The sequence below is a fragment of the Parasphingopyxis sp. genome (assembly GCF_052168295.1).
Lineage (GTDB): Bacteria > Pseudomonadota > Alphaproteobacteria > Sphingomonadales > Sphingomonadaceae > Parasphingopyxis.
Map to the genome: position 1 here is coordinate 1 of NZ_JBQLZN010000087.1, position 20679 is coordinate 20679.

Below are 20679 nucleotides of genomic sequence, written 5' to 3' on the forward strand. Positions count from 1 at the left end.
GGGTGTGCGATTGCCGATTTGCCCGATCTGCTTAAGCGGGCGCGCGATGCGGGGCTCGATATCGCCGGCCTCATGTGCATTCCGCCTTACGGTCTCGAGCCTGCGCCCTATTTCGCCCTGCTCGCCAAGCTTGCCAAGGAAAACGGCCTGAGTGCGCTCAGCATGGGTATGTCGTCCGATTATGAGACCGCGATCATGTGCGGCGCGACGCATGTGCGCGTGGGGACGGCGTTGTTCGGCCCGCGGGGGTAAGCGTGCGTTTCGGTGCGATCATCTTCGATTTCGACGGTGTGCTGATCGACAGCGAATTTGAAGACAATCGCACGATTGCCCAATATCTTACCGATCAGGGGCACCCGACAACGGCAGAGCAATCCATGGCGCTGTTCATGGGACTTGCCGAGGATTCCTTTCATGACGCGGTAACCCAATGGATCGGCCGACCGTTACCTGAGGGTTTTCGTGCGTTCAGAGAGCGGGAAGCAGCCCGCGCCCTGCGGCATGGTATCGATGCCGTGCGCGGCGCCGAGCTTTTTGTGAAAACGCTGGATCAGGGATTTCCGAAGGCCGTTGCATCGTCAAGCCCGCGCAACTGGATTCATACGCATCTTTTGCATATCGGTTTGCGGGAGCATTTCGGCAATCATCTGTTCAGCGGAAGAGAGGATGTTGCCAACGGCAAGCCCGCGCCCGACCTGTATCTTCACGCGGCTGAACAGCTTGGCGTTGAAATCGAACGATGCGCAATCCTCGAAGATTCGCGAACCGGCATTACCGGTGCAGCCGCTTCCGGGGCGTATGTCATCGGCTTTGGCGGTGGGCAGCATTGTGGTGCCCGGCATCTCGAAATGATGAAGGATTGGGGCGCGCATGCAGTGGCCCGATCATATGACGAGGTTCGCGCGCTGATCGCCTAAAGCTGGTGGCCGGTCCGGTCGCGTTTGGTCGCGAGATAGTCTGTGTTGTGCGGGTTTTCGCCATGGACATGGGCGACGCGTTCGCGGACAGCGATCCCGGCGGCTTCGAGCCCGGCGACTTTTGCCGGATTGTTGGTCAGCAGGCGGATTTCGGTCTGGCCGAGCAGATCGAGCATCCGGGCGGCGACGCCGAAATCGCGTTCGTCTACCGCGAAACCCAATCGGGTATTTGCATCGACCGTATCGAAGCCCTGATCCTGCAGCGCATAGGCGCGCAGTTTGTTGACGAGACCGATGCCGCGCCCCTCCTGCCGCAGATAGAGCAGGATGCCCCAGCCTTCTTGCGCCATCGCGGCCATCGCGCCCTGCAGCTGTGGCCCGCAATCGCATTTGAGCGAGGCGAGCACGTCGCCGGTCAGGCATTCGCTGTGCAGCCGGACGAGCGGTGGATTGCCGTTCGGCGCGCCGATCAGCAGCGCGACATGTTCGGCGGCGTCGGCGCTATGGCGGAAGGCGACGATTTCCGCCTGTTCCGCCGCAGCGACGGGCAAGCGCGCCCTAGCCGCGATCTTCAATTCGTGGGGATCGTCATAAGCCGCGATGTCTGCGGGCGTGATCGCCTGCTCCGAAGGGCCTTCCGCGACGAAAAGCGCGGGCAGCAGATTGGCGAGCCGCGCCAGCTTGAGCGCAGCCGCCGAGGCGTGCGCATGCAGGGGCGGCAATGCGCGGAACGGCCCCTTGAGGGGCGTTTGCAGGTCGAATGCGGGATCCGCGATCGCGATGGCGGCGGGGAGATCGTGCCATCTCTCGCGTCGGACGCGCACGGGCGCGCCGGGCGTCGCCGCTTCCAGCTGATTGGCAAGCTTGAGCGTTTCGGCCCGTCCGGCGCCGATCAGGATATCGGCCGGCGTTTCGTCATCGAAGCGGGCCAGCGTTTCGGCGTCGGCGGTTTCGATCGCGAGAATCCGGACCGCGCCGCTTTCGTCCTCGCAGGTTACCGGCCAGCCGCGCCGGAGCGCATCGATGGCGCGGGCGACCTTGCGGCTGTCGCCGTCGGGAAGCGGCGCGTCAGACACGGAATTCGGTCACCAGCGGAACATGGTCGGATGGCTTCTCCCAGCCGCGGCTCGGCTCGTGGACGGTATGCGCGACGGCCTTTTCGGCGAGGTCCGGGCTCGCCCACATATGATCGAGCCGGCGGCCGCGATCCGAAGCGGCCCAGTCTTTCGCACGATAGCTCCACCAGCTGTAATAGCGTTCGGGCGGCGGCACGAAGCGGCGGCCGAGATCGACCCAGTCATTGGCCTTTTGCAGCCGGTCCAGATGTTCGACCTCGATCGGCGTGTGGCTGACCACCTTGAGCAGCTGCTTGTGGCTCCAGACGTCCGACTCCAGCGGGGCGACGTTGAAATCGCCGACTAGCAGGGTCGGACGGTCGAGCGCTTTCGACCATTCGGTCATGCGCTCGAGAAAATCGAGCTTCTGGGCGAATTTCGGGTTCTGCTCGCGATCCGGGATATCGCCGCCAGCCGGCACATAGACGTTTTCGAGATAGAAACCGCTATCGAGGCGCACGCCGACATGCCGCGCCTCGCCATTTGCCTGCCAGTCGAGCCGATCGTCTTCGTGCATGGGTATTCGGCTGACGATGGCGACGCCGTGATGCATCTTCTGTCCGTGGAGCGCCTGATATTGATAGCCCATGGCCTTCAGCGCTTCGACGGGAAAGGTTTCGTCGACCGTCTTGGTTTCCTGCAGGCACAGAATGTCGGGCGCTTCTTCGGCGAGGAAGCGTTCGACGATGCCGATGCGGAAACGGACCGAATTGATATTCCAGGTCGCGATCTTGAGGGTAGACGCCATGACAGACGCCTCTAGCCGTCAAAACGTGGCAACGCCACTGGCAAGCGTGTGTCCGTCGGGAGGCCAAAATAGAAGGCCCCCGCTCCGGGGGCATTTGGAGCAGGGGCCAAACCTAGTCGTTCGTCACGCTAGGCGGGAGACACGGCGGATACGAACAACAGGGGAATTCCGTATCGCCTTTCGGCGTCTCCACAGCCCCTGTCTAACGCGCCGTTCCTGACGCCCGGATGAATGAACGCTCACCGCTCGCCGACCGAGACGCACGGACCGACGCCGGACGGAGTCTGACGCGCGACGGGTGGCTGTTTCCGCGAAACTCAGCGGCGGCGGTTGCGCGGGCGCGGGTCGCGATAGCGGAACGTGCTGTCGGAGATCGCCATGCCGAAACGCTGATTGGCGAGATTGATCGTCGTCAGATTGTTCTGCGAATCGAGCACCGTCCAACCCTGAAGCATGAGCCCGCCTGGTGCCGACGGGTTGCGCAGGAAGGTGATCGTGATCGTCCCATATTCGGGATGCTCGGGATCGCGCGCCCGGACCCGCACTTCGCTGCTGCGCGGCGAATCGAGCACGCGAGCGTAGCGCGACAAGTCGCGATCCGGGTTGAGCAGCACGGAGAGCGGGGAATCGCCGATCGGCCAGCGCTGCACCTGGCGCACGTCATAATCGACGAAGGTCAGCGCGCGCCCGTCCGACACGACGAGCATGTTGACGCCTTCCTCGTAGGAGAAGCGGATCTTGCCAGGGCGTTTCAGAAACATCTCGCCGCGGACCGACTGGCCGGCGCGGTTGGTCTCGATGAAATCCGCGCGCATCGTGTCGACCGCGCGCAGATGGCGCTGGACCTGGGCGAGCGTATCCTGCTGAGCGGCGGCGGGTTCCGGCGCGACGATTGCGACGGCCGAGAGCGCAAGCGGCGCGGCGGCAAGGGCGAGGGCGGCGAGGCGATACATAGAGCTATCCATTCTTCAATCGTGCCCGCTCACTGGCGGCCATCCGTTGAATGCAATCTGAACCCCGAGGTTCCCGCCCGTTCAGGCTCAAACCGGGTTGCCTTCCTGATCGATCAGTACTTCGCGGCGGCCGACATGGTCGGCGGCGCTCACCTTGCCCTCGGACTCCATCCGCTCGATCAGCCGCGCGGCATTGTTGTAGCCGACGCGCAATTGGCGCTGGAGGTAGCTGGTCGAGGCCTTCTGGCTTTCCGCGACGACCTGGCAGGCCTTGCGGTAGAGCTTGTCTTCTTCGGAATCCTCGCCGGTCGGCTGGCCGTCGAACGTATAGCCGCCATCCTCCGGCTCCTCGGTGACCGCCTGGATATATTCGGGCTGGCCCTGTTCGCGCCAGTGATCGGCGACCCGGCGGACCTCTTCGTCCGAAACGAACGGGCAATGGACGCGCGCGATCTGCTTGCCGCCCGGCATGTAGAGCATGTCGCCCTTGCCCAAGAGTTGCTCGGCACCCTGTTCGCCGAGGATCGTGCGCGAATCGATTTTCGAGGTCACGCTGAACGAAATGCGCGTCGGCAGGTTCGCCTTGATGACGCCGGTGATAACGTCGACCGACGGGCGCTGCGTCGCCATGATTAGGTGAATGCCCGCCGCGCGCGCCTTCTGCGCGAGCCGCTGGATCAGGAATTCGACTTCCTTGCCGGCCGTCATCATCAGGTCGGCAAGCTCGTCGACCACCACCACGATCTGGGGCAGCGGCTCATATTCGAGCTCCTCTTCCTCATAGACGGGCTGGCCGGTATCCGCGTCGTATCCGGTCTGGACGCGGCGGCCGAGCGGCTTGCCCTTGGCCTTGGCCGCGCGCACCTTGTCGTTGAACCCCTGCAGCGAACGGACCGAGAGCGACGCGAGCATCCGGTAGCGCTCCTCCATCTGCTCGACCGCCCATTTGAGCGCGCGGACGGCCTTGGCCGGTTCGGTCACGACGGGCGAAAGCAGATGCGGGATGTCGTCGTAGATCGACAATTCCAGCATCTTCGGATCGATCATGATCAGCTTACATTCCTCGGGCGTCATCCGGTAGAGCAGCGAGAGGATCATGCAGTTGAGCCCGACCGACTTGCCCGATCCGGTCGTGCCGGCCACCAGCAGGTGCGGCATCGGCGCGAGATCCGCGATAACAGGGTCGCCCGCGATATTCTTGCCGAGGATGATCGGCAGCTTGGCGGAATGATCCTCGAATGCCGCGCTCGCGATCATCTCGGACAGCACGACCATTTCGCGATGCTGGTTGGGCAGTTCGATGCCGATCACGCTGCGCCCGGGGATGACGGCGACGCGCGCCGAGATGGCCGACATGTTGCGCGCGATATCGTCGGCAAGCTGGATCACGCGGCTCGCCTTGATGCCGCTCGCGGGTTCCAGCTCATACATGGTGACCACGGGGCCGGGCCGGACCTCGACGATCTCGCCCTTGACGTGGAAATCGTCGAGCACGGATTCGAGCAGACGCGCATTGCGTTCGAGCGCCGCCTTGTCCAGCGCCTGCCCGCCCTCGTCCGTCGGCGGGTTCAGCAGTTCGACGGTCGGCAGTTCGTAGTTGAGGTTGAGCGTGCGCTGGCGCGGTTTGGTATTGGCCGGCGTCCGCGCGGCCTTGCGGTCGGCGATGACCGGTGCCCGGCTTTCCGGCTCGGGCGGGGCGACCTTTTTGCGCGGTTGCGGCTTCTTCTTCGCCTCCTGCTTGGGGTCGGAGATCTTGACCGGGTGCGGGCGGTCCGCACGGCGGAAGAGGAAGGCGCGCTCGGTCTCGTCGAGATCGAGGCCGCGATACCAGAGATAGATGCCGCCGCCGCCGAGGGCTGCGGCCAGCGCCCAGCCCAGATAGTGGCCGAGCTCCGGATTGCCGGTGAGCCCGATCAGGCCGCCAAAGGCCGTCCCGCCGCCATAGCCGAATACGCCGCCCCAGCCGAGCGGCAGGCCGCGAATGCTGGCGCCGGCCAGCAGGGTGAGCGCCGATCCGATCAGCGTGATCGCGACGGCGATGATGAGCGCGGAGCGCGGCCAGCGGCCGAGCGGCGCATCGCGCCAGAGCCTCAGCGCCACGAGCACAAGCAGCGGCAGCAGCAAGCCGACGAGCGGGCCGAACAGGAGCAGCAGCGCTTCGGACAGATAGGCGCCGATCCCGCCAAGCCAGTTTTGCGCGGGTCCGGCGGCGGCGGTGTTCAGCGCCGGGTCGCTAGGCCGATAGCTGACGAGCGCAAGGGTGGTCAGCACGGCGAGCGTCAGAAGTCCGAGCGAAACGAGGAGCGCCGTCGAGCGCGAAGCGGCGCGCCGCATCGCTTCGCGCCAGGCCGGCATTTGCGCCGCCAATCCAGTTTGAGCCATCTGCGCCTCCCCGTTTGTGCGCCAAATGTTCCGTATTAGTCCCCTAATGCGCCTGTGCCGGACTCGCCGTCAAGCATTAGCGCCTATGCGGCCCGCTTCGGCTGCGTTAAAGCGAGTCCCTATGGCGACGAACGGCGAAAATCACACCGATATCATCATTCTGGGCGGGGGACTGGTCGGCCAGACGCTGGCCTTGGCGCTCGATGCGCATGGCCTGACGAGTGCGGTCATCGACCGGATGCCGGCCGAGGCGCTGCTCGACAGCAGCTATGACGGGCGGGTTTCGGCGGTTGCCAGCGCGAGCTGGAACATGCTCGAAGCGATCGGGCTGGGGCAAGCGCTGGAAGGCAAGGGCTGCGCGATCGAATCGATCCGCGCGAGCGACGGGCTGGAGCCAGGCCGCCTCGATTTCGAGCCCGGAGAGGGCGAAGGCCCGCTCGGCATCATGTTCGAAAACCGGCTGCTGCGTGCGACTCTGTTCGAGGCATCGCAAAAGGCGGACCATATCGCCCTGCACATGGCGAAGAGCGCGACGGACGTGGCGCGCGAACCGTCCGGCGTCACCGTCACACTCGACGACGGAACGGTGCTGACGGGATCGCTGCTGATCGGCGCGGAAGGCCGTGGATCGCCGACGCGCGAGGCTGCGGGCATCCGCATCGCCCGGTGGCGCTACAAGCATCATGCGATCGTCGCGACGATCAATCACGAAAAGCCGCATGGCGCGATTGCATACGAGATTTTCTATCCGGCCGGTCCGTTTGCACTCCTGCCGATGCAAGACGATGCGAACGGCCACCGTTCGGCATTGGTCTGGACAGTCGACGAGCAGGACGGCCCGGCGATGCTGGCGCTCAACGAGCGCGCCTTCCTCGCCGAAGCGCAAAAGCGGATGGGGTCGTTCCTCGGCGATCTGGCGCTGGCCGGACCGCGCGGCTCCTATCCGCTCGGCTTTCACCATGCGGCGAAAATCACGGGCGAGCGGCTGGCGCTGGTGGGCGACAGCGCACATGGCATCCATCCGATCGCGGGGCAGGGTCTCAATCTCGGTTTCCGCGATGTCGCGGCGCTGGCGCAGGTGCTGGTCGAAGGCGTGCGCCTCGGTATGGATCCGGGCGATGCGCAGCTGCTCAAACGCTACGAGACATGGCGCAGCTTGGATACGCTGATGGTCGCGATGGCGACGGACGGGCTTACCCGGCTGTTCGGCATTCCGGGGAAGACGGCATCGAAGATCCGCCGCTTCGGGATGACGGCCGTCGATCGCATCCCGCCGCTCAAGCGCCGCTTCATCGACGAGGCACGCGGCAGCAGTGGGAAACTGCCGCTCCTGCTGCAGGGCATGACCGTCTGACCAACAAAAAACCGCCGCCCCGTTTCCGGAGCGGCGGCAATGGGCGGGACTGGAGAGTGTCCCGGGGGGCTATTCGGCCGACGCGACGACGCCCGGCATCGGGATCGTAATGCTTTCGAGCGTCTGGACCTGGCATTCGCGCGCGGCATTCCGGCTGCGTGGATCGAAGGCGTAGCCGGTACCGCAGACTTCGCGCGCTGCGGTCTGCAGCCGGCGTTCCAGCACGTTGCGATCGGCTTCGACCGACAGGTCGAGATCGGCATGGCTGACTGCGATCGACGGGGCGGTGGTCGTCCCGGCAACGGCGGGCTGCGCGGCCATGGCGCCGAAAACGAGGGTGGCGGGGATCAGGAGGGCGCTCAGATTTTTCATGTCATGCTCCTTTGGGGAGGGGTGAGGGGTTGCGTTGACAAGAATGGCAATAACAAAGGTTTTGATTTGCAACTAACATTGTTATTGCATACAGGCTATGCAGAATTGCATAACCGAAGATGTGCCGACCGGACCGGTCTCCGACATTACAAGGCCGCTGCGGTAAAGCCTTGAGCGGTCACCCCTGGCCGAGACACGGGAAGCGCCTTCACATGGCCGTAGGAGAGCCCGCCAGTATCCGGTTTAGCGTTGCCCCGGCCGTTTCGCGCTCGGCACGGTTGGTCCCCGACAGACCTGCCAGCACGATCAGGGCTTTCCAGAGTGCCCATCCGCGCGCCCGGTGCCATGTGCCATCGTCGATATTCAGCGCGTCGCGAAACCGGCGGCGTTCTTCCTCCTCGAAAAAGGTCCACGCCATGACAAGATCGCAGGCTGGATCGCCGATCGCACAACAGCCGAAATCGATAACGGCATGCAGTCGCCCAGCCTTGACCAGGATGTTTCCCGGCATGAGATCGCCATGCACCCAGACCGGTGGGCCCGACCATGGGCTCGCCAGCGCCATCTCCCAGAGTTCAGCGACCATCGGTGCATCTATGGCGTTTCCAAGTGCCATGATCGCTTCACGTGTTTGCGCGTCATAGATGGAAAGCGGACCGCCGCGGTAGAAATTATGTGGGCCGGGCTCCGGGCCTCCGTCGGTATCGATGCTGTGCAGGGCGTTGAGGAAATCTGCAATCGCGACAGCAAAATCGCTCGGATCGGCGATGCGGTCGCGCCGCGCCGTTGCGCCTTCGAGCCAGCCATAGATGGACCAGTGGCATGGATAACCGACGTCGGGCCGCCCCATCGCCAGCGGCTCGGGTATGGAGACAGGTAGCGCCGGCGCGAGACGGGGAAGCCAGACATGCTCCTTTTCGACTTGGGAAGCATAACGTTCGGCACTGGGAAGCCTGACCACCATATCCGCGCCCAATCGGAAGTTTCTGTTGTCCCAGCCACCCGGTAGTATCGGTTCGATTCTGCGGTCAGCCCAATCGGGAAATTGCCGCTCGATCAGCCGTCGGACGAGGGGCGTATCGATATGCGGCGCGCTCGGCATCGGATCGTGGGTCTCGGCGTTCAGCCGTTTGCGTCCCGGGCATCGATCCGCCGCGCTTCCTCGACAAGCATCACGGGAACGCCGTCGCGGACCGGATAGGCGAGGCCGGCCGCCTCCGATATCAGTTCTTGCGCCTCCGTATCATAGCGCAGCGGTGCGCGCGTCGCCGGGCAGACGAGGATCTCGAGCAGTTGCGGATCGAGCCGGTTTTCGCCCACCGGCCGCGCCTATTGGAGCGTCGCGCGGTCGTCGCCGCCGGCCTGCTGGTGCATGCGGAAGAACTGCATGAACTGAATCAGGAGTTCGGATCGGTCGTCGATGGTCGGTGCCTCAAGCAGCGCCTGTTTGGCGACGGTATCGAATGGCGCGACCTGCGCGACCATGTTGACGAGTGTTTCGTCGTCGAGCGTGTCGACCGCGTCCCAATCGACCGAATAGCCGAGCGCGGCCGCGAATTTCTTGGATTCGTCGATCAGCCCGCCGCGCATCGCGATGGAGAGCGGTTCCGCGCCCGTCTCGTCGGCGAATTCGCCGGTCACCGCTTCGACCTGACGGAATGCCGTCGTCACATCGAGCTCGCGGACCATGCGGAACCGGGTCAATCCGTCGAGGATCAGGTTGAACCGGCCATCGTCCATCGCCTCGACCTCGGCGATCTTGCCGATGCAGCCGATATCGAACAGCGCCGGGCGGTCGCCGTCGCTCTCGCCGCGCGGCTGGATCATCGCGATCCGCCGGTCCCGCGCCATCGCATCCTGAACGAGCGCGCGATAGCGCGGTTCGAAGATATGCAGCGGCAGCTGCGCGCGCGGCAGCAGGATCGCACCGGCAAGCGGGAAGATGGAGAGGCGGATCGGGCTTTCGCTCATCAGCCGAACAATATCGCCGAGAGCCGGCGGCGCTGGCCGGCGACCCATTCGTCTTCGAGGCCGACTACTTCGAACAGCTGGAGCAGCTTCTGCCGCGCCGCACCTTCGTTCCAGTCCTTGTCGGCTTCGATAATGTGGAAGAGATGCTCGGCCGCCGCGTCGCGATCGTCGTTCGCCATCAGTGCGGTCGCGAGCTCCAGCCGCGCTTCGTGATCGCCGGGATCCGCCTCGACCTTGGCGCGCAGCGGGCCGGTGTCCTCCGCCTCGCTTGCTTCCCCGGCGAGATCGACCGCAGACTGGGCGCGGGCGATCGCCGGGTCCTTCGCCGCCTCTTCGGGGATCTGCGCGAGCATTTCTCTGGCTTCGTCGATCTTGCCCATCGCGACGAGCGCGCGAACGAAGCCGGAAATCGCCTTGGGCTCGGTCGGCGCCATCTCCATGATCTGGCCGAAGATGGAAAGCGCGCGCTCGCCATCGCCGTCGGACAAGACCTGCTCGCCCATATCGATCAGCGGTTCGATCTCGGCCTGTTGCTGCTTGTCGTCGCTTTCGATCGGAAGCTGCGACAAAATCTGGTCGAGCATCTGCTTGAGCGAACCTTCGGTCCGCGCCTGGCCGAGATCGGCCACGGGCTTGCCCTGGAACATCGCATAGACGGTCGGGATCGACTGGATCTGAAACTGCGAGGCGATGAACTTGTCCTCGTCGACATTGACCTTTTTCAGCACGACGCCCTTGTCCGCATAATCGGCTGCGACCTTTTCGAGGATCGGGGTCAGCTGTTTGCAGGGGCCGCACCATTCGGCCCAGAAATCGAGGATGACGAGCTTGGACATCGACGGCTCGACGACATCGGCGCGGAATTTCTCGACCTCGGCCTTCTGATCTTCGGTCAGTCCCAATTGCGTGGCCACTGTGCTTCGACTCCTGTTCGGGGGTTTCGGCATATATGGGGGAAGCGGGCGGGAAACCCAAGGGGCGCGCTTTGGCGGGCGATTTTCCCTTGCCCGATACCGCGACGCATGCTAGCTGCGCCGCCTCTTCACCGGATGGCAACAGTTTGCCGCCATAACCGAAGAGCGCTTAAGCGGGCGTAGCTCAGGGGTAGAGCACAACCTTGCCAAGGTTGGGGTCGGGCGTTCGAATCGCCTCGCCCGCTCCATTTTCTTCCAAAATGCGATTGCGCGGACTTACTCCGCCGCGTCTTCCTTCGGCGCGAGCTTGTCCATCGTCTTCGTTTCGAAGTCGCTGGCATCGTGGCGTTCGGGGAGCTGGCTCGCCGGGTCGCCGAACACGCGGTTGACCATGCGGCCGCGCTGGACGGCGGGGCGTTCGCCGATCTGGTCGGCCCAGCGGTTGACGTGCGTATATTCGTGCACCTGCAGGAATTCCGCGGCGTCGTAGAGCACGCCCTTCGCCATGGCGCCATACCAGGGCCAGATCGCCATATCGGCGATCGAATATTCGGTTCCCGCCATATAGTCGTTTTCGGCCAGATGCCGGTCGAGCACGTCCATCTGCCGCTTCACTTCCATGGCGTAGCGGTCGATCGGATATTCCATCTTCATCGGCGCATAGGCGTAGAAATGCCCGAACCCGCCGCCCAGAAACGGTGCGCTGCCCATCTGCCAGAACAGCCAGTTCAGCGCCTCGGTGCGCGGCGCATGCTCGGTCGGCAGGAGTTCCCCGAACTTTTCGGCGAGGTAGAGCAGGATCGATCCCGATTCGAACACGCGCTGGTGCGGCTCGACGCTGCGATCGACCATCACCGGAATCTTGGAATTCGGATTGATCGCGACATAGCCCGAGGAGAATTGATCGCCCTCGCCGATATTGATGAGCCAGGCGTCATATTCGGCGCCGTCATGGCCGAGCGCCAGCAGTTCCTCGAGCATCACGGTCGCCTTCACGCCGTTGGGCGTCCCCAGTGAATAGAGCTGGAGCGGATGTTTGCCGACGGGCAGTTCTTTGTCGTGCGTCGGCCCGGCAACCGGCCGGTTGATATTCGCAAAGCGGCCGCCGCTCTCCTTGTCCCAGGTCCAGATCTTGGCCGGCTCGTATCCCGGCGGCTGGTTTTCGGGGGCTTCGGCTTCGTCGCTCATAATGGTTTTCCCTCTGGCTGGCTCTTGCGGCAAGGCTTGCCGTTTGGGCGCGGCAAAGTCCACGTCTGAAAACTTTGGGGGGCCATGGCTGGGCTTGGGCCGGCTGGACCGCCCCGCCAATCGGCCCTAGCGTGCGCGCCATCAGAAACCGGGGGAGCGCGCCGTGTCGAAACAGGAAATGGATGCCGTCGTACAGTTGCTGAATGCGAACCAGCCGGACGGTGAACCGACCGTGGCCGAGATGCGCGCCGGTATGGAGCAGCTCGCGGGCACCTTTCCGCTGCCAGACGGCGCGCAGCAACAGGCGGAAACGATCGCCGGCGTGCCGTGCGAATGGCAATGGGTCGAAGGCGTGGCGGACGATGCTGTCCTGCTCTATTTCCATGGCGGCGGCTATGTCGTCGGTTCGGTCAACACCCATCGCGGGCTCGTATCCGGATTCAGCAAGGCGAGCGGCCTCAAGGGATTGTCTGTCGATTATCGCCTCGCGCCCGAAAACCCGTTTCCCGCCGCGGTCGAGGATGCGGTCGCCGTCTACAGCGCGCTGCTCGACGGGGGTCGGGATCCGTCAAATATCGCGGTTGCCGGAGACTCGGCAGGGGGCGGGCTGTCGCTCGCCCTGCTGCTGGCTGCGCGCGATCGCGGCCTGCCGCAACCGGCCTGCGCAGCGCTGCTATCGCCCTGGACGGACCTGCGGATCGTCGCCAAGGCCTATGAGACGCGCAAGGATGCCGATCCGATGGTCCGCAAGGACGGTATCAGCGCCATGGCCGCGCATTATCTGGCGGGCTCGGACCCGACCGACCCGCTGGCTTCGCCCATCCTCGCCGACCTATCCGGCCTTGCGCCGATGATCGTCCATGTCGGCGATCGCGAGGTGCTGCTCGATGATTCCGTCGAGCTTGCGAAGCGCGCCGAAGCGGCGGGCGTCGATGTCTCGCTCAAAATCTGGCCCGACATGATCCATGTCTTCCAGGCCTTTTACCCGATGGTGTCGGAAGCCCGGGACTCGATCGCCGAGATGGGCGCATATATCGCCGCGAGAACGGGCTAGCCGCTCTCGCTCATGCCATAGGCTTCGAGCTGGCTCGTCGCGCGATCGACGTCGCAGGCGAGGATCACGATATCGTGCAGCGTGTCTTCGGCATCGCGGACATGGTCGCGCAGCAGCGCCTCGCCGCGAAAGCCCAGTTCCTCGAACAGCGTGATCGCGCCCTTCTGGTCCACGGTCATCTGCGCGGTGAGCTTCTTGAGCCCCTTGTCGAGCGCCTTGCCGAAACACTGTTCGATCAGCACGCGGCCGAGGCCGTGCTGGCGCGCCGCCGGATCGACGAGCACGCGCAGCTCGCCCAGATGCGGCGACCAGCTCAGCGGATCGGTGATCAGCGCCGAACAACCCACGATCCTGCCATCCTGTTCGGCGATCACGGTTTCGATGGCGCCGGAATCGGTCTGGTCTATCCAGGCATCGACGACGCGCCGCTTCGTGATGTCGCGCGTGAGAAAGAGCAGGTCATGCGCAGGCAGCGTTTTGGCGAAGGCGAGGATCGCCGCCTTGTCCTCCGCCGTCATCGCGCGCAGGGCATAGTCTGTGCCGTCCAGGCTTATCGTCGTGGGCAGGCTTTCCATCGTCATACGGACCTTTCGGCGAGCCATTCGTCGAGGGTCGGCCAGAGCCTGCGGGCCGCGTTGGGCCCGGCGATCAGGCTGATATGGCCGCCTTTCAGAACGATTTCGGTTTTGTCTTCGGATCCCGCCAGCGCGACCAGATGCTTGCTGGCTTCGTAAGGCACGATGTGATCGTGCAGCGCGACGGCGTGGAACAGCGGGATGGTGATATTGCCGATATCGGCGGTCCGGCCGCCAACCTCCAGCGTGCCTTTAAGCAGCTGGTTCTTCCACATCAGCTTTTTCACCGTATCGCGGAAATATTCACCGGCGAGCGGCAGCATGTCGTTGCTCCACCGGTCCATCTTGCGGTGGAATTCGACGAATTCGCCGTTCCACATATTGTCCCACAGCGTCCGCTGTGCCGCGACGCGGCCCGAGGGGCGCAACATGTCGAAAGAGGTGAGCAGCAGTTCGGGCGATGCGTTTCCTACGCTGTCGACGAGCCGGTCGACGTCGAAATATTTCTCCTGCGACATATGGGAGAAGAGTTTCATCTCCGAAAAGTCGATCGGCGTGGTGAAGCAGACGAGATTCTTGATCGCCTCTTCGGGATGGGTGGCCGTGTAGATCGTCGAGAGGACGCCGCCCATGCAATAGCCGACGAGCGAAACTTCCTGCTCGCCCGTCGCCACGCGCACGCGGCGCAGGCAATCGTCGATGAACTTGTTGGCATAGCTGTCGAGGTTGAGGACCTTCTCTTCGGGCCGCGGCGCATCCCAGTCCATCACGAACACATCGTAACCGGCGTTCAGCAGGAAACGGACGAAGCTATGCTCTTCGGCGATATCGAAAACATAGCCGCGATTGGTCGTCGCCATGACCATCAGGATCGGCACGCGATAGATTTCGTCGACGAGCGGCTTGTAGTGATAGAGGTTGAGCGTGCCGCGCTTGTAGATGGTTTCCTTCGGCGTCAGTCCGACAGCGGGTGCGGCCGACGCGAAATATTCGACGCCCTTGATGTTGCGCTGGATCGTGCGCTCGACGAGCGTACGGATCGCCGCGCCCGATGCAGCGCCGCTGCCCTCCTGTTCGGATGCGCTTGCCATGCGTCGACTAGTCCGACTTCTTCTTCGCGCCCTTTTTGGCAGGCGGCTTGCGGGTCCGCGGCGGGCCGGACGACGCGGAGGACTCGTCCGGCACGAGTTGCGCCAGCGTTTCCTCGATCCGCACGAGGCGCTCGTCCATCGTCATCAGCCGCTCGCCGATCGCGGTGATGTCCTGCCGGCTCGGCATGTTGAAGAATTCGAGATTCTTCGACATCTGCTCGGACACGCCCTTCTGGACCTTCGCGCCGAGCTCGGTCGCCGCGCCGGTGGTGCGGGCGAAGGCATCGGTGCCGAACACCGCTTTCGACATCTCGTCGAACCGCGCCTCGAGATCGCTCATGGCCTTGCGCAGCGCATCCATCGGATCGCTCGGACTGTTCTCGGCCATCGGCCCCTCCTCTTGCGGTTTTCCGTGATTATGGCGCGCGGCTTGAGGCGAGTCGAGCGCTAAGCCGCGGCGAAAAACATGAGATAGACGAGCCGGCCGGTTTCCTTGTCCTTGCCGAAGCCGGGCCCGGCATTGTGAAACTGCCAGGGCTTGAACAGGATCAGCCGGTTGAAACGCATCGGTATGCGCGTCGTGCGCTCCCATTTGCTGGCGAGCGTCGTGTCCTTGTTGACCACGTCTTCGATCAGCACATTGGGGTCGGTATAGCCGGTCGCCGCGAGCTTGGCCGGATCGTTGGGCACCGCGTCGAGCCCGGTGCGGCGGTGGCGGAAGAAATCGGTGCCGCCGCGGCAATGCTCGTCGAGGCTCAGATACAGGATACCCGAATAGAAGCACGGATCGATATGGACGCCGCTCTTCCCCTTGTCGGCCTTGAGCGTCAGGCGGCAATGGCCATGGCTCGTCTGGGGATCGGCTTTCACCACCGTACCGACGATCCGGGAGATGCTGGCGTCCAGACCCTGGATCGGCAGGGGCTTGGTCGAGATGATGCCGGGATAATTGCCGTTCTTGAACGCCGGATCGTAATCGAGCGCCAGCGCCTGCCGCCGCGCGCCATGCGGATCGCTCAGAAAATCGTCGACAACGATAAGCGAGGGCAGCATGGACGGCACCTGAAACCAAGGACAGCAGACTATGGACCCGGCCTGTTTCATCGCCGCTGGACTGTCAAGCAACCGGGCGGCATCATCATGCGCGAGTCGATAGGGAGATTTGCGATGACCGATACCCTTCTTTTCCGCGCTGCCATTCCCCTTGCCGCGTTGGCGGGCGTTACGGCGTGCGGCAGTTCGGGGCCCGAGGCCGGCGATTTTGCCGCCGCCTGCAACGCGCAGGGGCAGCTCGACGCCGAGCTCTGCGCCTGTCTCGACGAACAGGCACAGGGCCTTACCCCCGAAACCCATGCCTTCGTGATCGCATCGATCGCCGAGGACGAGGAAGAGGCGTTGCGCCTGCGCGGCGAACTCGACGAGGATCAGGCGTTCGAGGCGGGGCAGTTCCTCTCGCGCAGCGTTCAGGAGTGCATCATCGACCTGCCCGATACGGCAAGCGGCTAGGCGCGCACGCATGCCGAGAATCCCGCGGAGCTGGCTGTTCGTGCCGGCCGATAGCGAGAAGAAGATCGCCAAGGCGCTGGCCGGCGAGGCGGATGCGATCATCCTCGATCTCGAGGATTCGGTGGCCGATGCGAACAAGCGGGATGCCCGGAAAATTGCAGCGGCGGCGTTGAGGGACGCGGACCGGAACGGTGCGCAGCTTTGGGTGCGGATCAATCCGCTCGACGGCCGGCTGACGGAATCCGACCTGCGCGCCGTAGTCAGTGCCCGGCCTTATGGCGTGATGTTGCCGAAGAGCGAAAGCGGCAAGGATATCGCCACGCTGCGCCGGATGCTCGATGCGGAGGAGGGCGCGAACCGGATCCGGATCGGCACGACCAAGATCAGTGCCGTCGCAACCGAAACCGCCGCGAGCCTGTTCGGCCTCGGCAGCTATACGGATGTCAGCAAGCGGCTCGTCGCGCTGACCTGGGGCGCGGAGGACCTGTCGGCCGCGCTCGGCGCGTCGAGCAAATTCGATGCCGATGGCGAACTCAGCTTCACCTACAAGCTCGCCCGCTCGCTGTGCCTCGCCGGAGCGGTTGCGGCCGGGGTCCAGCCGGTCGACAGCCTGTTCGCCGATTTCCGCGACGATGAGGGCTTGCGCGCCGATTGCGACAAGGGCCGGCGCGAGGGTTTTACCGGCAAGCTCGCCATCCATCCCGCGCAGGTGCCGATCATCAACGCCGCCTTCACGCCGAGCGAGGCCGAGATCGATCATGCCCGGCAGGTGGTGGAGCTGTTCGCCGCCAATCCCGGCGCCGGCACGATCGGCCTCGACGGCAAGATGCTGGATCGCCCCCACCTGTTGCAGGCCAGACGCGTTCTGGAACGCGCGGGAGAAGATGTTCCCGGCTGATCGATAGCCAGCCGCCGTTCGTCGAACCGCGATTGCGGCGTTTCCTCTTTAGTTCGATCCGTACCAAAGAACATGCCGTAGACATGGCGTGAAAAAGGGGCGGACTATGAAAGATATGAAAATTGGGATGCGCGGCACGGTGCTGGCGTTGGCTGCGGTGCTGGCGGGCGCGCAGCCGGCATGGGCCACGCCGCAGGAGGATGCGGATGCGCTCCTCGCGGCCGAAGATTGGAGCGCCGCGGCCGCGGCCTATGAAGCGCTGCTCGAAGCGGATCCGGCCAATGCCGCCAATTGGTTCAGCCTCGCCCAGGCGCGCCATGCGGCCGACGATTTCGCCGGCGCGCGTGCGGCATATGAACAGGCGATTGCCGCCGGCTTCACGCCCGCGCCGCGCGCGCGCTACCATCTGGCGCGCGCCTTGATGGCACTCGGCGAAGCGGAAGCCGCGCTTGCCGAAATCGAAACGCTGGCGGAAGCGGGTACGCCAATCGGGCGCACGATCGCTGCGGCCACAGAGTTTGCGCCGCTGGCGGAAGATTCGCGCTTTGTGGCGGCCGTCGAAGCGATGACGCCCTGCACCGATCCTGCGTATCGCGCCTTCGATTTCTGGCTCGGCGAGTGGGACGTCACGGCCGGCGGCGCCACGACGCCCACCGCATCGAGCCGGATATCGGCGCGGCATGGCGGCTGCGTCGTGCTCGAGGAATATGATGCGGGCGGCTATACCGGGATGAGCATCAATTTCTACGATTCCATCTCCGGCCGCTGGCACCAGAGCTGGATGGCGAACAATGGGGTGCCCGTCTATATCGAGGGCAATCTCGACGAAAATGGCGCGATGGTCTTGACCGATGCCGATCTCCCGATCAGCGCGGCGACGGGTACGATCAACCGCGTGACCTGGTCTGTCGAAGAAGGCGGCGCCGTCCGCCAATATTGGGAAACGTCGAGCGATGGCGGCGAGACATGGTCGGTTGCTTTCGACGGGCTGTACACGCGGCGTGCGGCCGAAACTTCGGAATAGGCAGAGCTATTCGGCGGCTTCCGCTTCCTCGGCCTCCTGGCGCTGGCGTTCGGCGATGCGCGGCTCCATCAGCGCGATGGTCTCGATCCGGTCGAGCGCGTTGCGCGCAGCGACATAGCGGCGCGCATCGGTAATCCATTGTTCCGCGGCTTCGCGTCCCGGCAGGCGCAGTATCTCGGCGAGCGCGGTATCGACCTGGCCGACGGCGAGTTTGTCGCGCGCCCGCTGCAGGCGCTGGCGCGGTGCGGGCGAGGGGGTTCCCGCCTCCCGCAACACGAACAGTTCGGAGAGTTCGCGGCGCGCCGCATCCCACCAGCTCTCATCCTCGCCGATACCGATCAGTGCCGGTTCGAGCTCGGTCAGGCGGGACTGCAGCCCGTCGAGCGTCACCGGCTGGCGCGATGCCGCGATGACCCGGGCGACGGCCTCGGGCGCGGACCGGCCGAACCGCTCCTGCAGCAATCCTTCGATATAGCCGAGCGCGATGCCCCGATCGAGCGCGCGCCGCGCGGCAAAGGCGACGAGCAACCCTTCGGCGCGATCGGCATTGCCGGCCGCCGCGCCCGCGCGCGTCCCGATCCGGTCGATCCGGTCTTCGAGCTGGGCTACGCGGCGTGCGAGCGTCGCGCGGTCCGCCTCGATTTCGGCGGTATCCGGCACTTCGCCGACGGGCGCGCCCGGCGCACCCGGTTCGGCTTCGTCGAGTTGCCGCTCGAGCTCGGCGACGGCCGCGCTGCTTTCGGGCGACGTCTCGGCTTCGTTCTGGACCGGGAAGATCCCCATCGAACCGCCATAGTTTACGAGAAACCAGCCCATGCCGATCACCCCGCCGAGAAAGGCGACGCCCGCGATGATGAGCACGCGGATCAGCGACTGGCGCGGCGTGTCCTCGGTTTCGATCGGTTCGTAATCGCGCGGCATTATGCGGTTCGTGGCTCCTCAAACGGGTGCGGAGATACGCACCGGGCGCACGCTGTACCCCATAGCATGGCGTTCGCCTAGCGCGGATCGACAAGCGCGGCCGCCGCCTCCAGCATGGCTGCATCGCTCGGCCGTTCCGCCGCGACGGCCGTCTTCCAGCCCGTTCCGGCCTTTGCGAGCGCGGCCTCGCTGATCGCGACAAGGTGCAGCCGCTCGCGTGCAATCGCCTGCGCCGAACAGAGTTCGTCGAGATAGAGCGCGGACCGGGGCGAATGCACGAGCAGCACGGCGCCGTCGGCGATGACGTCAAGATGGGGCGGGTCCGCGCGCCGCGCCGCGTAGAGGGCGGCGCGCGTGACGGAGAGCCCATTTTCGTCGAACGGGCGTGTGGCTTCACCGGCAGGGTGAAAGACTGCGTGCTTGCCATCGGCGCGCAATCTGTCCGCCATGGCCGCCGCGCCGGCATCGCCCGTGACGATCGTCTCGAAACCCGCTTCCCGCGCGGCCTCGGCGGTCTGCGCGCCGACCGCGTAGAGCGGCAGATGCCGGTATCGCGCGAGACCGGGGCCGCCGAAGCGCACGCTGTTTGCACTGGTCAGCAGCACGGCGTCGAACTGCGCCGGATCGGGCGCATCCCAGTCCAGCGGCGCGACCGTGAAGAGCGGTAGAGTCAGAACGTCCCATCCCGCATCCGTGGCGCGCTTCGCCGTCTGGCTCGCGCCGGGTTCGGGTCGGAAGATGACGAGTTGTGACGTCACCCGGCGAACAAGGCCCGTACCGCCGGGCTCGCGCCATCGAGCAGCGCCTTGCCGAGATCGCGCGCCATATCGAGCCGGTCGTCGACCGGGGCCTCCGCCGAGAGTGCGATCTTCTCGCTGCCATCGTGCAGCAGCAGTTCGGCGACGAGCGTAATGGCGTCATTATCGACCCGGGCAAGCGCCGCGACGGGCGAATGGCAGTCCGCGCCCAGCGCATAGAGCAGCGCGCGTTCCGTCTCCACGCACTGCCAGGTGGCGTCATGATTGATCGCGGCAACCATGGCGCGCACCGGCGCATCGTCGGCTCGCGCCTCGATCCCGACCGCGCCCTGCTGCGCCGCGGGCAGCAGCGTCTCGACCGGTATCGCCGCACCCAGATCGTCATGGCCGAGCCGGTCGAGCCCGGCGGCGGCGAGCAGCGTCGCGTCGATCGTGCCGCTGTCGACCGCCGCAAGCCGGGTCGCGACATTGCCGCGCAGCGTTTCGATGGCGAGATCGGGCCGCAGGCTCAGCAATTGTGCGGCGCGGCGCGGCGAGGAGGTGCCGATCCGCGCGCCCTGCGGCAGAGCGTCCACGCTATCTGCACCGATCAGCCGGTCGCGGACATCTGCGCGCGGCAGGTTGGCGACGAGCGCGATGTCGGCCGGGCGGATGGTCTCCACATCCTTCATCGAATGGACGGTGAAATCGACCTCGCCTTCGCCCAGCGCGCGATCCAGCTCCTTGGTCCACAGCGCCTTGCCGCCGATCTCGGCCAATGCGCGGTCCTGCACCATGTCGCCGGTGGTCTTGACGGTGACGATCTCGATATCCGCATCCGCCAGGTCGTGTGTTTCCATCAGCGCGGATTTGACCATATTGGCCTGCGCCATGGCGAGCGGCGAGCCGCGCGTCCCTAGGCGCAGCGGCGTCGAATATCGGGGGGCATCCATAAGGCT

General features: G+C 65.0%; 23 protein-coding genes, 1 tRNA gene and 1 pseudogene. 8 read left to right on the forward strand and 17 right to left on the reverse strand.

Annotated elements, in window-relative coordinates; all coding sequences use genetic code 11:
- Positions 1-252, forward strand: a pseudogene (locus ACTS1Z_RS13895) (YggS family pyridoxal phosphate-dependent enzyme); the annotation flags it as partial.
- Between the two features lie 2 nt (positions 253-254).
- Positions 255-917, forward strand: a complete 663-nt coding sequence (locus ACTS1Z_RS13900; RefSeq protein ID WP_442625071.1) for an HAD family hydrolase — start codon at positions 255-257, stop codon at positions 915-917.
- On the opposite strand, the gene ribA is transcribed toward ACTS1Z_RS13900, so the two are convergent.
- The 4 genes from ribA to ACTS1Z_RS13920 form a co-directional block, all read right to left on the reverse strand.
- Positions 914-1993: a GTP cyclohydrolase II gene (gene ribA / locus ACTS1Z_RS13905; protein ID WP_442625072.1), complete on the reverse strand. Its 1080-nt coding sequence runs from the start codon at positions 1991-1993 to the stop codon at positions 914-916. The genes ACTS1Z_RS13900 and ribA overlap by 4 nt on opposite strands.
- Positions 1986-2780, reverse strand: coding sequence for an exodeoxyribonuclease III (gene xth, locus ACTS1Z_RS13910; protein WP_442625073.1), 795 nt, complete (start codon positions 2778-2780; stop codon positions 1986-1988). Before xth ends, ribA begins: the two co-directional genes overlap by 8 nt.
- A 317-nt stretch (positions 2781-3097) precedes the next feature.
- Entirely contained in the window at positions 3098-3733 is a 636-nt protein-coding gene (locus ACTS1Z_RS13915; RefSeq protein ID WP_442625074.1) for a LolA family protein, read from the reverse strand.
- A gap of 87 nt (positions 3734-3820) precedes the next feature.
- A complete protein-coding gene (locus ACTS1Z_RS13920; RefSeq protein ID WP_442625075.1) occupies positions 3821-6115 on the reverse strand; it encodes a DNA translocase FtsK 4TM domain-containing protein in 2295 nt (764 codons plus the stop codon).
- A gap of 121 nt (positions 6116-6236) precedes the next feature.
- Between ACTS1Z_RS13920 and ACTS1Z_RS13925 the strand changes: the two genes are divergently transcribed.
- Entirely contained in the window at positions 6237-7469 is a 1233-nt protein-coding gene (locus tag ACTS1Z_RS13925) for a UbiH/UbiF/VisC/COQ6 family ubiquinone biosynthesis hydroxylase (protein WP_442625076.1), read from the forward strand.
- 69 nt (positions 7470-7538) lie between these two features.
- Here ACTS1Z_RS13925 and ACTS1Z_RS13930 read toward each other — a convergent pair whose 3' ends face one another.
- The 5 genes from ACTS1Z_RS13930 to ACTS1Z_RS13950 form a co-directional block, all read right to left on the reverse strand.
- Complete coding sequence (locus ACTS1Z_RS13930) at positions 7539-7841, reverse strand: UrcA family protein (protein WP_442625077.1); 303 nt, start codon at positions 7839-7841, stop codon at positions 7539-7541.
- Positions 7842-8049: 208 nt separating this feature from the next.
- Positions 8050-8943, reverse strand: a complete 894-nt coding sequence (locus ACTS1Z_RS13935) for an aminoglycoside phosphotransferase family protein (protein ID WP_442625078.1) — start codon at positions 8941-8943, stop codon at positions 8050-8052.
- A gap of 20 nt (positions 8944-8963) precedes the next feature.
- Positions 8964-9161: a Trm112 family protein gene (locus tag ACTS1Z_RS13940; RefSeq protein ID WP_442625079.1), complete on the reverse strand. Its 198-nt coding sequence runs from the start codon at positions 9159-9161 to the stop codon at positions 8964-8966.
- 9 nt (positions 9162-9170) lie between these two features.
- Complete coding sequence (locus ACTS1Z_RS13945) at positions 9171-9812, reverse strand: LON peptidase substrate-binding domain-containing protein (RefSeq protein ID WP_442625080.1); 642 nt, start codon at positions 9810-9812, stop codon at positions 9171-9173.
- Entirely contained in the window at positions 9812-10759 is a 948-nt protein-coding gene (locus tag ACTS1Z_RS13950) for a tetratricopeptide repeat protein (RefSeq protein WP_442625081.1), read from the reverse strand. The genes ACTS1Z_RS13945 and ACTS1Z_RS13950 overlap by 1 nt, the downstream gene beginning before the upstream one ends.
- A 140-nt stretch (positions 10760-10899) precedes the next feature.
- Here ACTS1Z_RS13950 and ACTS1Z_RS13955 point away from each other — a divergent pair.
- Positions 10900-10974 (forward strand) — tRNA-Gly (locus ACTS1Z_RS13955).
- Between the two features lie 28 nt (positions 10975-11002).
- Here ACTS1Z_RS13955 and yghU read toward each other — a convergent pair.
- The gene (yghU, locus tag ACTS1Z_RS13960; protein ID WP_442625082.1) at positions 11003-11914 is read right to left on the reverse strand and encodes a glutathione-dependent disulfide-bond oxidoreductase; all 912 of its coding nucleotides are present in this window, start codon (positions 11912-11914) and stop codon (positions 11003-11005) included.
- Between the two features lie 163 nt (positions 11915-12077).
- Here yghU and ACTS1Z_RS13965 point away from each other — a divergent pair, with 163 nt between their 5' ends.
- Positions 12078-12968, forward strand: a complete 891-nt coding sequence (locus ACTS1Z_RS13965) for an alpha/beta hydrolase (protein WP_442625083.1) — start codon at positions 12078-12080, stop codon at positions 12966-12968.
- Here the strand turns inward: ACTS1Z_RS13965 and ACTS1Z_RS13970 are convergent.
- Genes ACTS1Z_RS13970 through ACTS1Z_RS13985 form a run of 4 tightly spaced genes read right to left on the reverse strand, consistent with a single transcriptional unit; the run spans position 12965 to position 15687 of the window.
- A complete protein-coding gene (locus ACTS1Z_RS13970) occupies positions 12965-13549 on the reverse strand; it encodes a GNAT family N-acetyltransferase (RefSeq protein WP_442625084.1) in 585 nt (194 codons plus the stop codon). The two genes, ACTS1Z_RS13965 and ACTS1Z_RS13970, sit on opposite strands and share 4 nt — an antisense overlap.
- Positions 13546-14634 carry a PHA/PHB synthase family protein gene (locus tag ACTS1Z_RS13975; RefSeq protein ID WP_442625085.1) on the reverse strand — a complete coding sequence of 363 codons (1089 nt, stop codon included), beginning with the start codon at positions 14632-14634 and terminating at the stop codon, positions 13546-13548. The genes ACTS1Z_RS13970 and ACTS1Z_RS13975 overlap by 4 nt, the downstream gene beginning before the upstream one ends.
- Before the next feature lie 7 nt (positions 14635-14641).
- Positions 14642-15022, reverse strand: coding sequence for a hypothetical protein (locus ACTS1Z_RS13980; protein WP_442625086.1), 381 nt, complete (start codon positions 15020-15022; stop codon positions 14642-14644).
- Positions 15023-15081: 59 nt separating this feature from the next.
- A complete protein-coding gene (locus ACTS1Z_RS13985; RefSeq protein ID WP_442625087.1) occupies positions 15082-15687 on the reverse strand; it encodes a DUF6445 family protein in 606 nt (201 codons plus the stop codon).
- A gap of 114 nt (positions 15688-15801) precedes the next feature.
- Here ACTS1Z_RS13985 and ACTS1Z_RS13990 point away from each other — a divergent pair, with 114 nt between their 5' ends.
- From ACTS1Z_RS13990 to ACTS1Z_RS14000, 3 genes are all read left to right on the forward strand, one after another.
- Entirely contained in the window at positions 15802-16140 is a 339-nt protein-coding gene (locus ACTS1Z_RS13990) for a hypothetical protein (RefSeq protein ID WP_442625088.1), read from the forward strand.
- A 10-nt stretch (positions 16141-16150) separates the two neighbouring features.
- Positions 16151-17038, forward strand: coding sequence for an HpcH/HpaI aldolase/citrate lyase family protein (locus ACTS1Z_RS13995; protein WP_442625089.1), 888 nt, complete (start codon positions 16151-16153; stop codon positions 17036-17038).
- Positions 17039-17144: 106 nt separating this feature from the next.
- Positions 17145-18062 carry a tetratricopeptide repeat protein gene (locus ACTS1Z_RS14000; RefSeq protein ID WP_442625090.1) on the forward strand — a complete coding sequence of 306 codons (918 nt, stop codon included), beginning with the start codon at positions 17145-17147 and terminating at the stop codon, positions 18060-18062.
- 6 nt (positions 18063-18068) lie between these two features.
- Here the strand turns inward: ACTS1Z_RS14000 and ACTS1Z_RS14005 are convergent, their stop codons facing one another.
- From ACTS1Z_RS14005 to hemC, 3 genes are all read right to left on the reverse strand, one after another.
- Complete coding sequence (locus ACTS1Z_RS14005) at positions 18069-18983, reverse strand: hypothetical protein (RefSeq protein ID WP_442625091.1); 915 nt, start codon at positions 18981-18983, stop codon at positions 18069-18071.
- Between the two features lie 77 nt (positions 18984-19060).
- Entirely contained in the window at positions 19061-19741 is a 681-nt protein-coding gene (locus ACTS1Z_RS14010; protein WP_442625092.1) for a uroporphyrinogen-III synthase, read from the reverse strand.
- Positions 19738-20673, reverse strand: a complete 936-nt coding sequence (gene hemC, locus ACTS1Z_RS14015; protein WP_442625093.1) for a hydroxymethylbilane synthase — start codon at positions 20671-20673, stop codon at positions 19738-19740. Before hemC ends, ACTS1Z_RS14010 begins: the two co-directional genes overlap by 4 nt.
- Positions 20674-20679 lie beyond the last annotated feature (6 nt).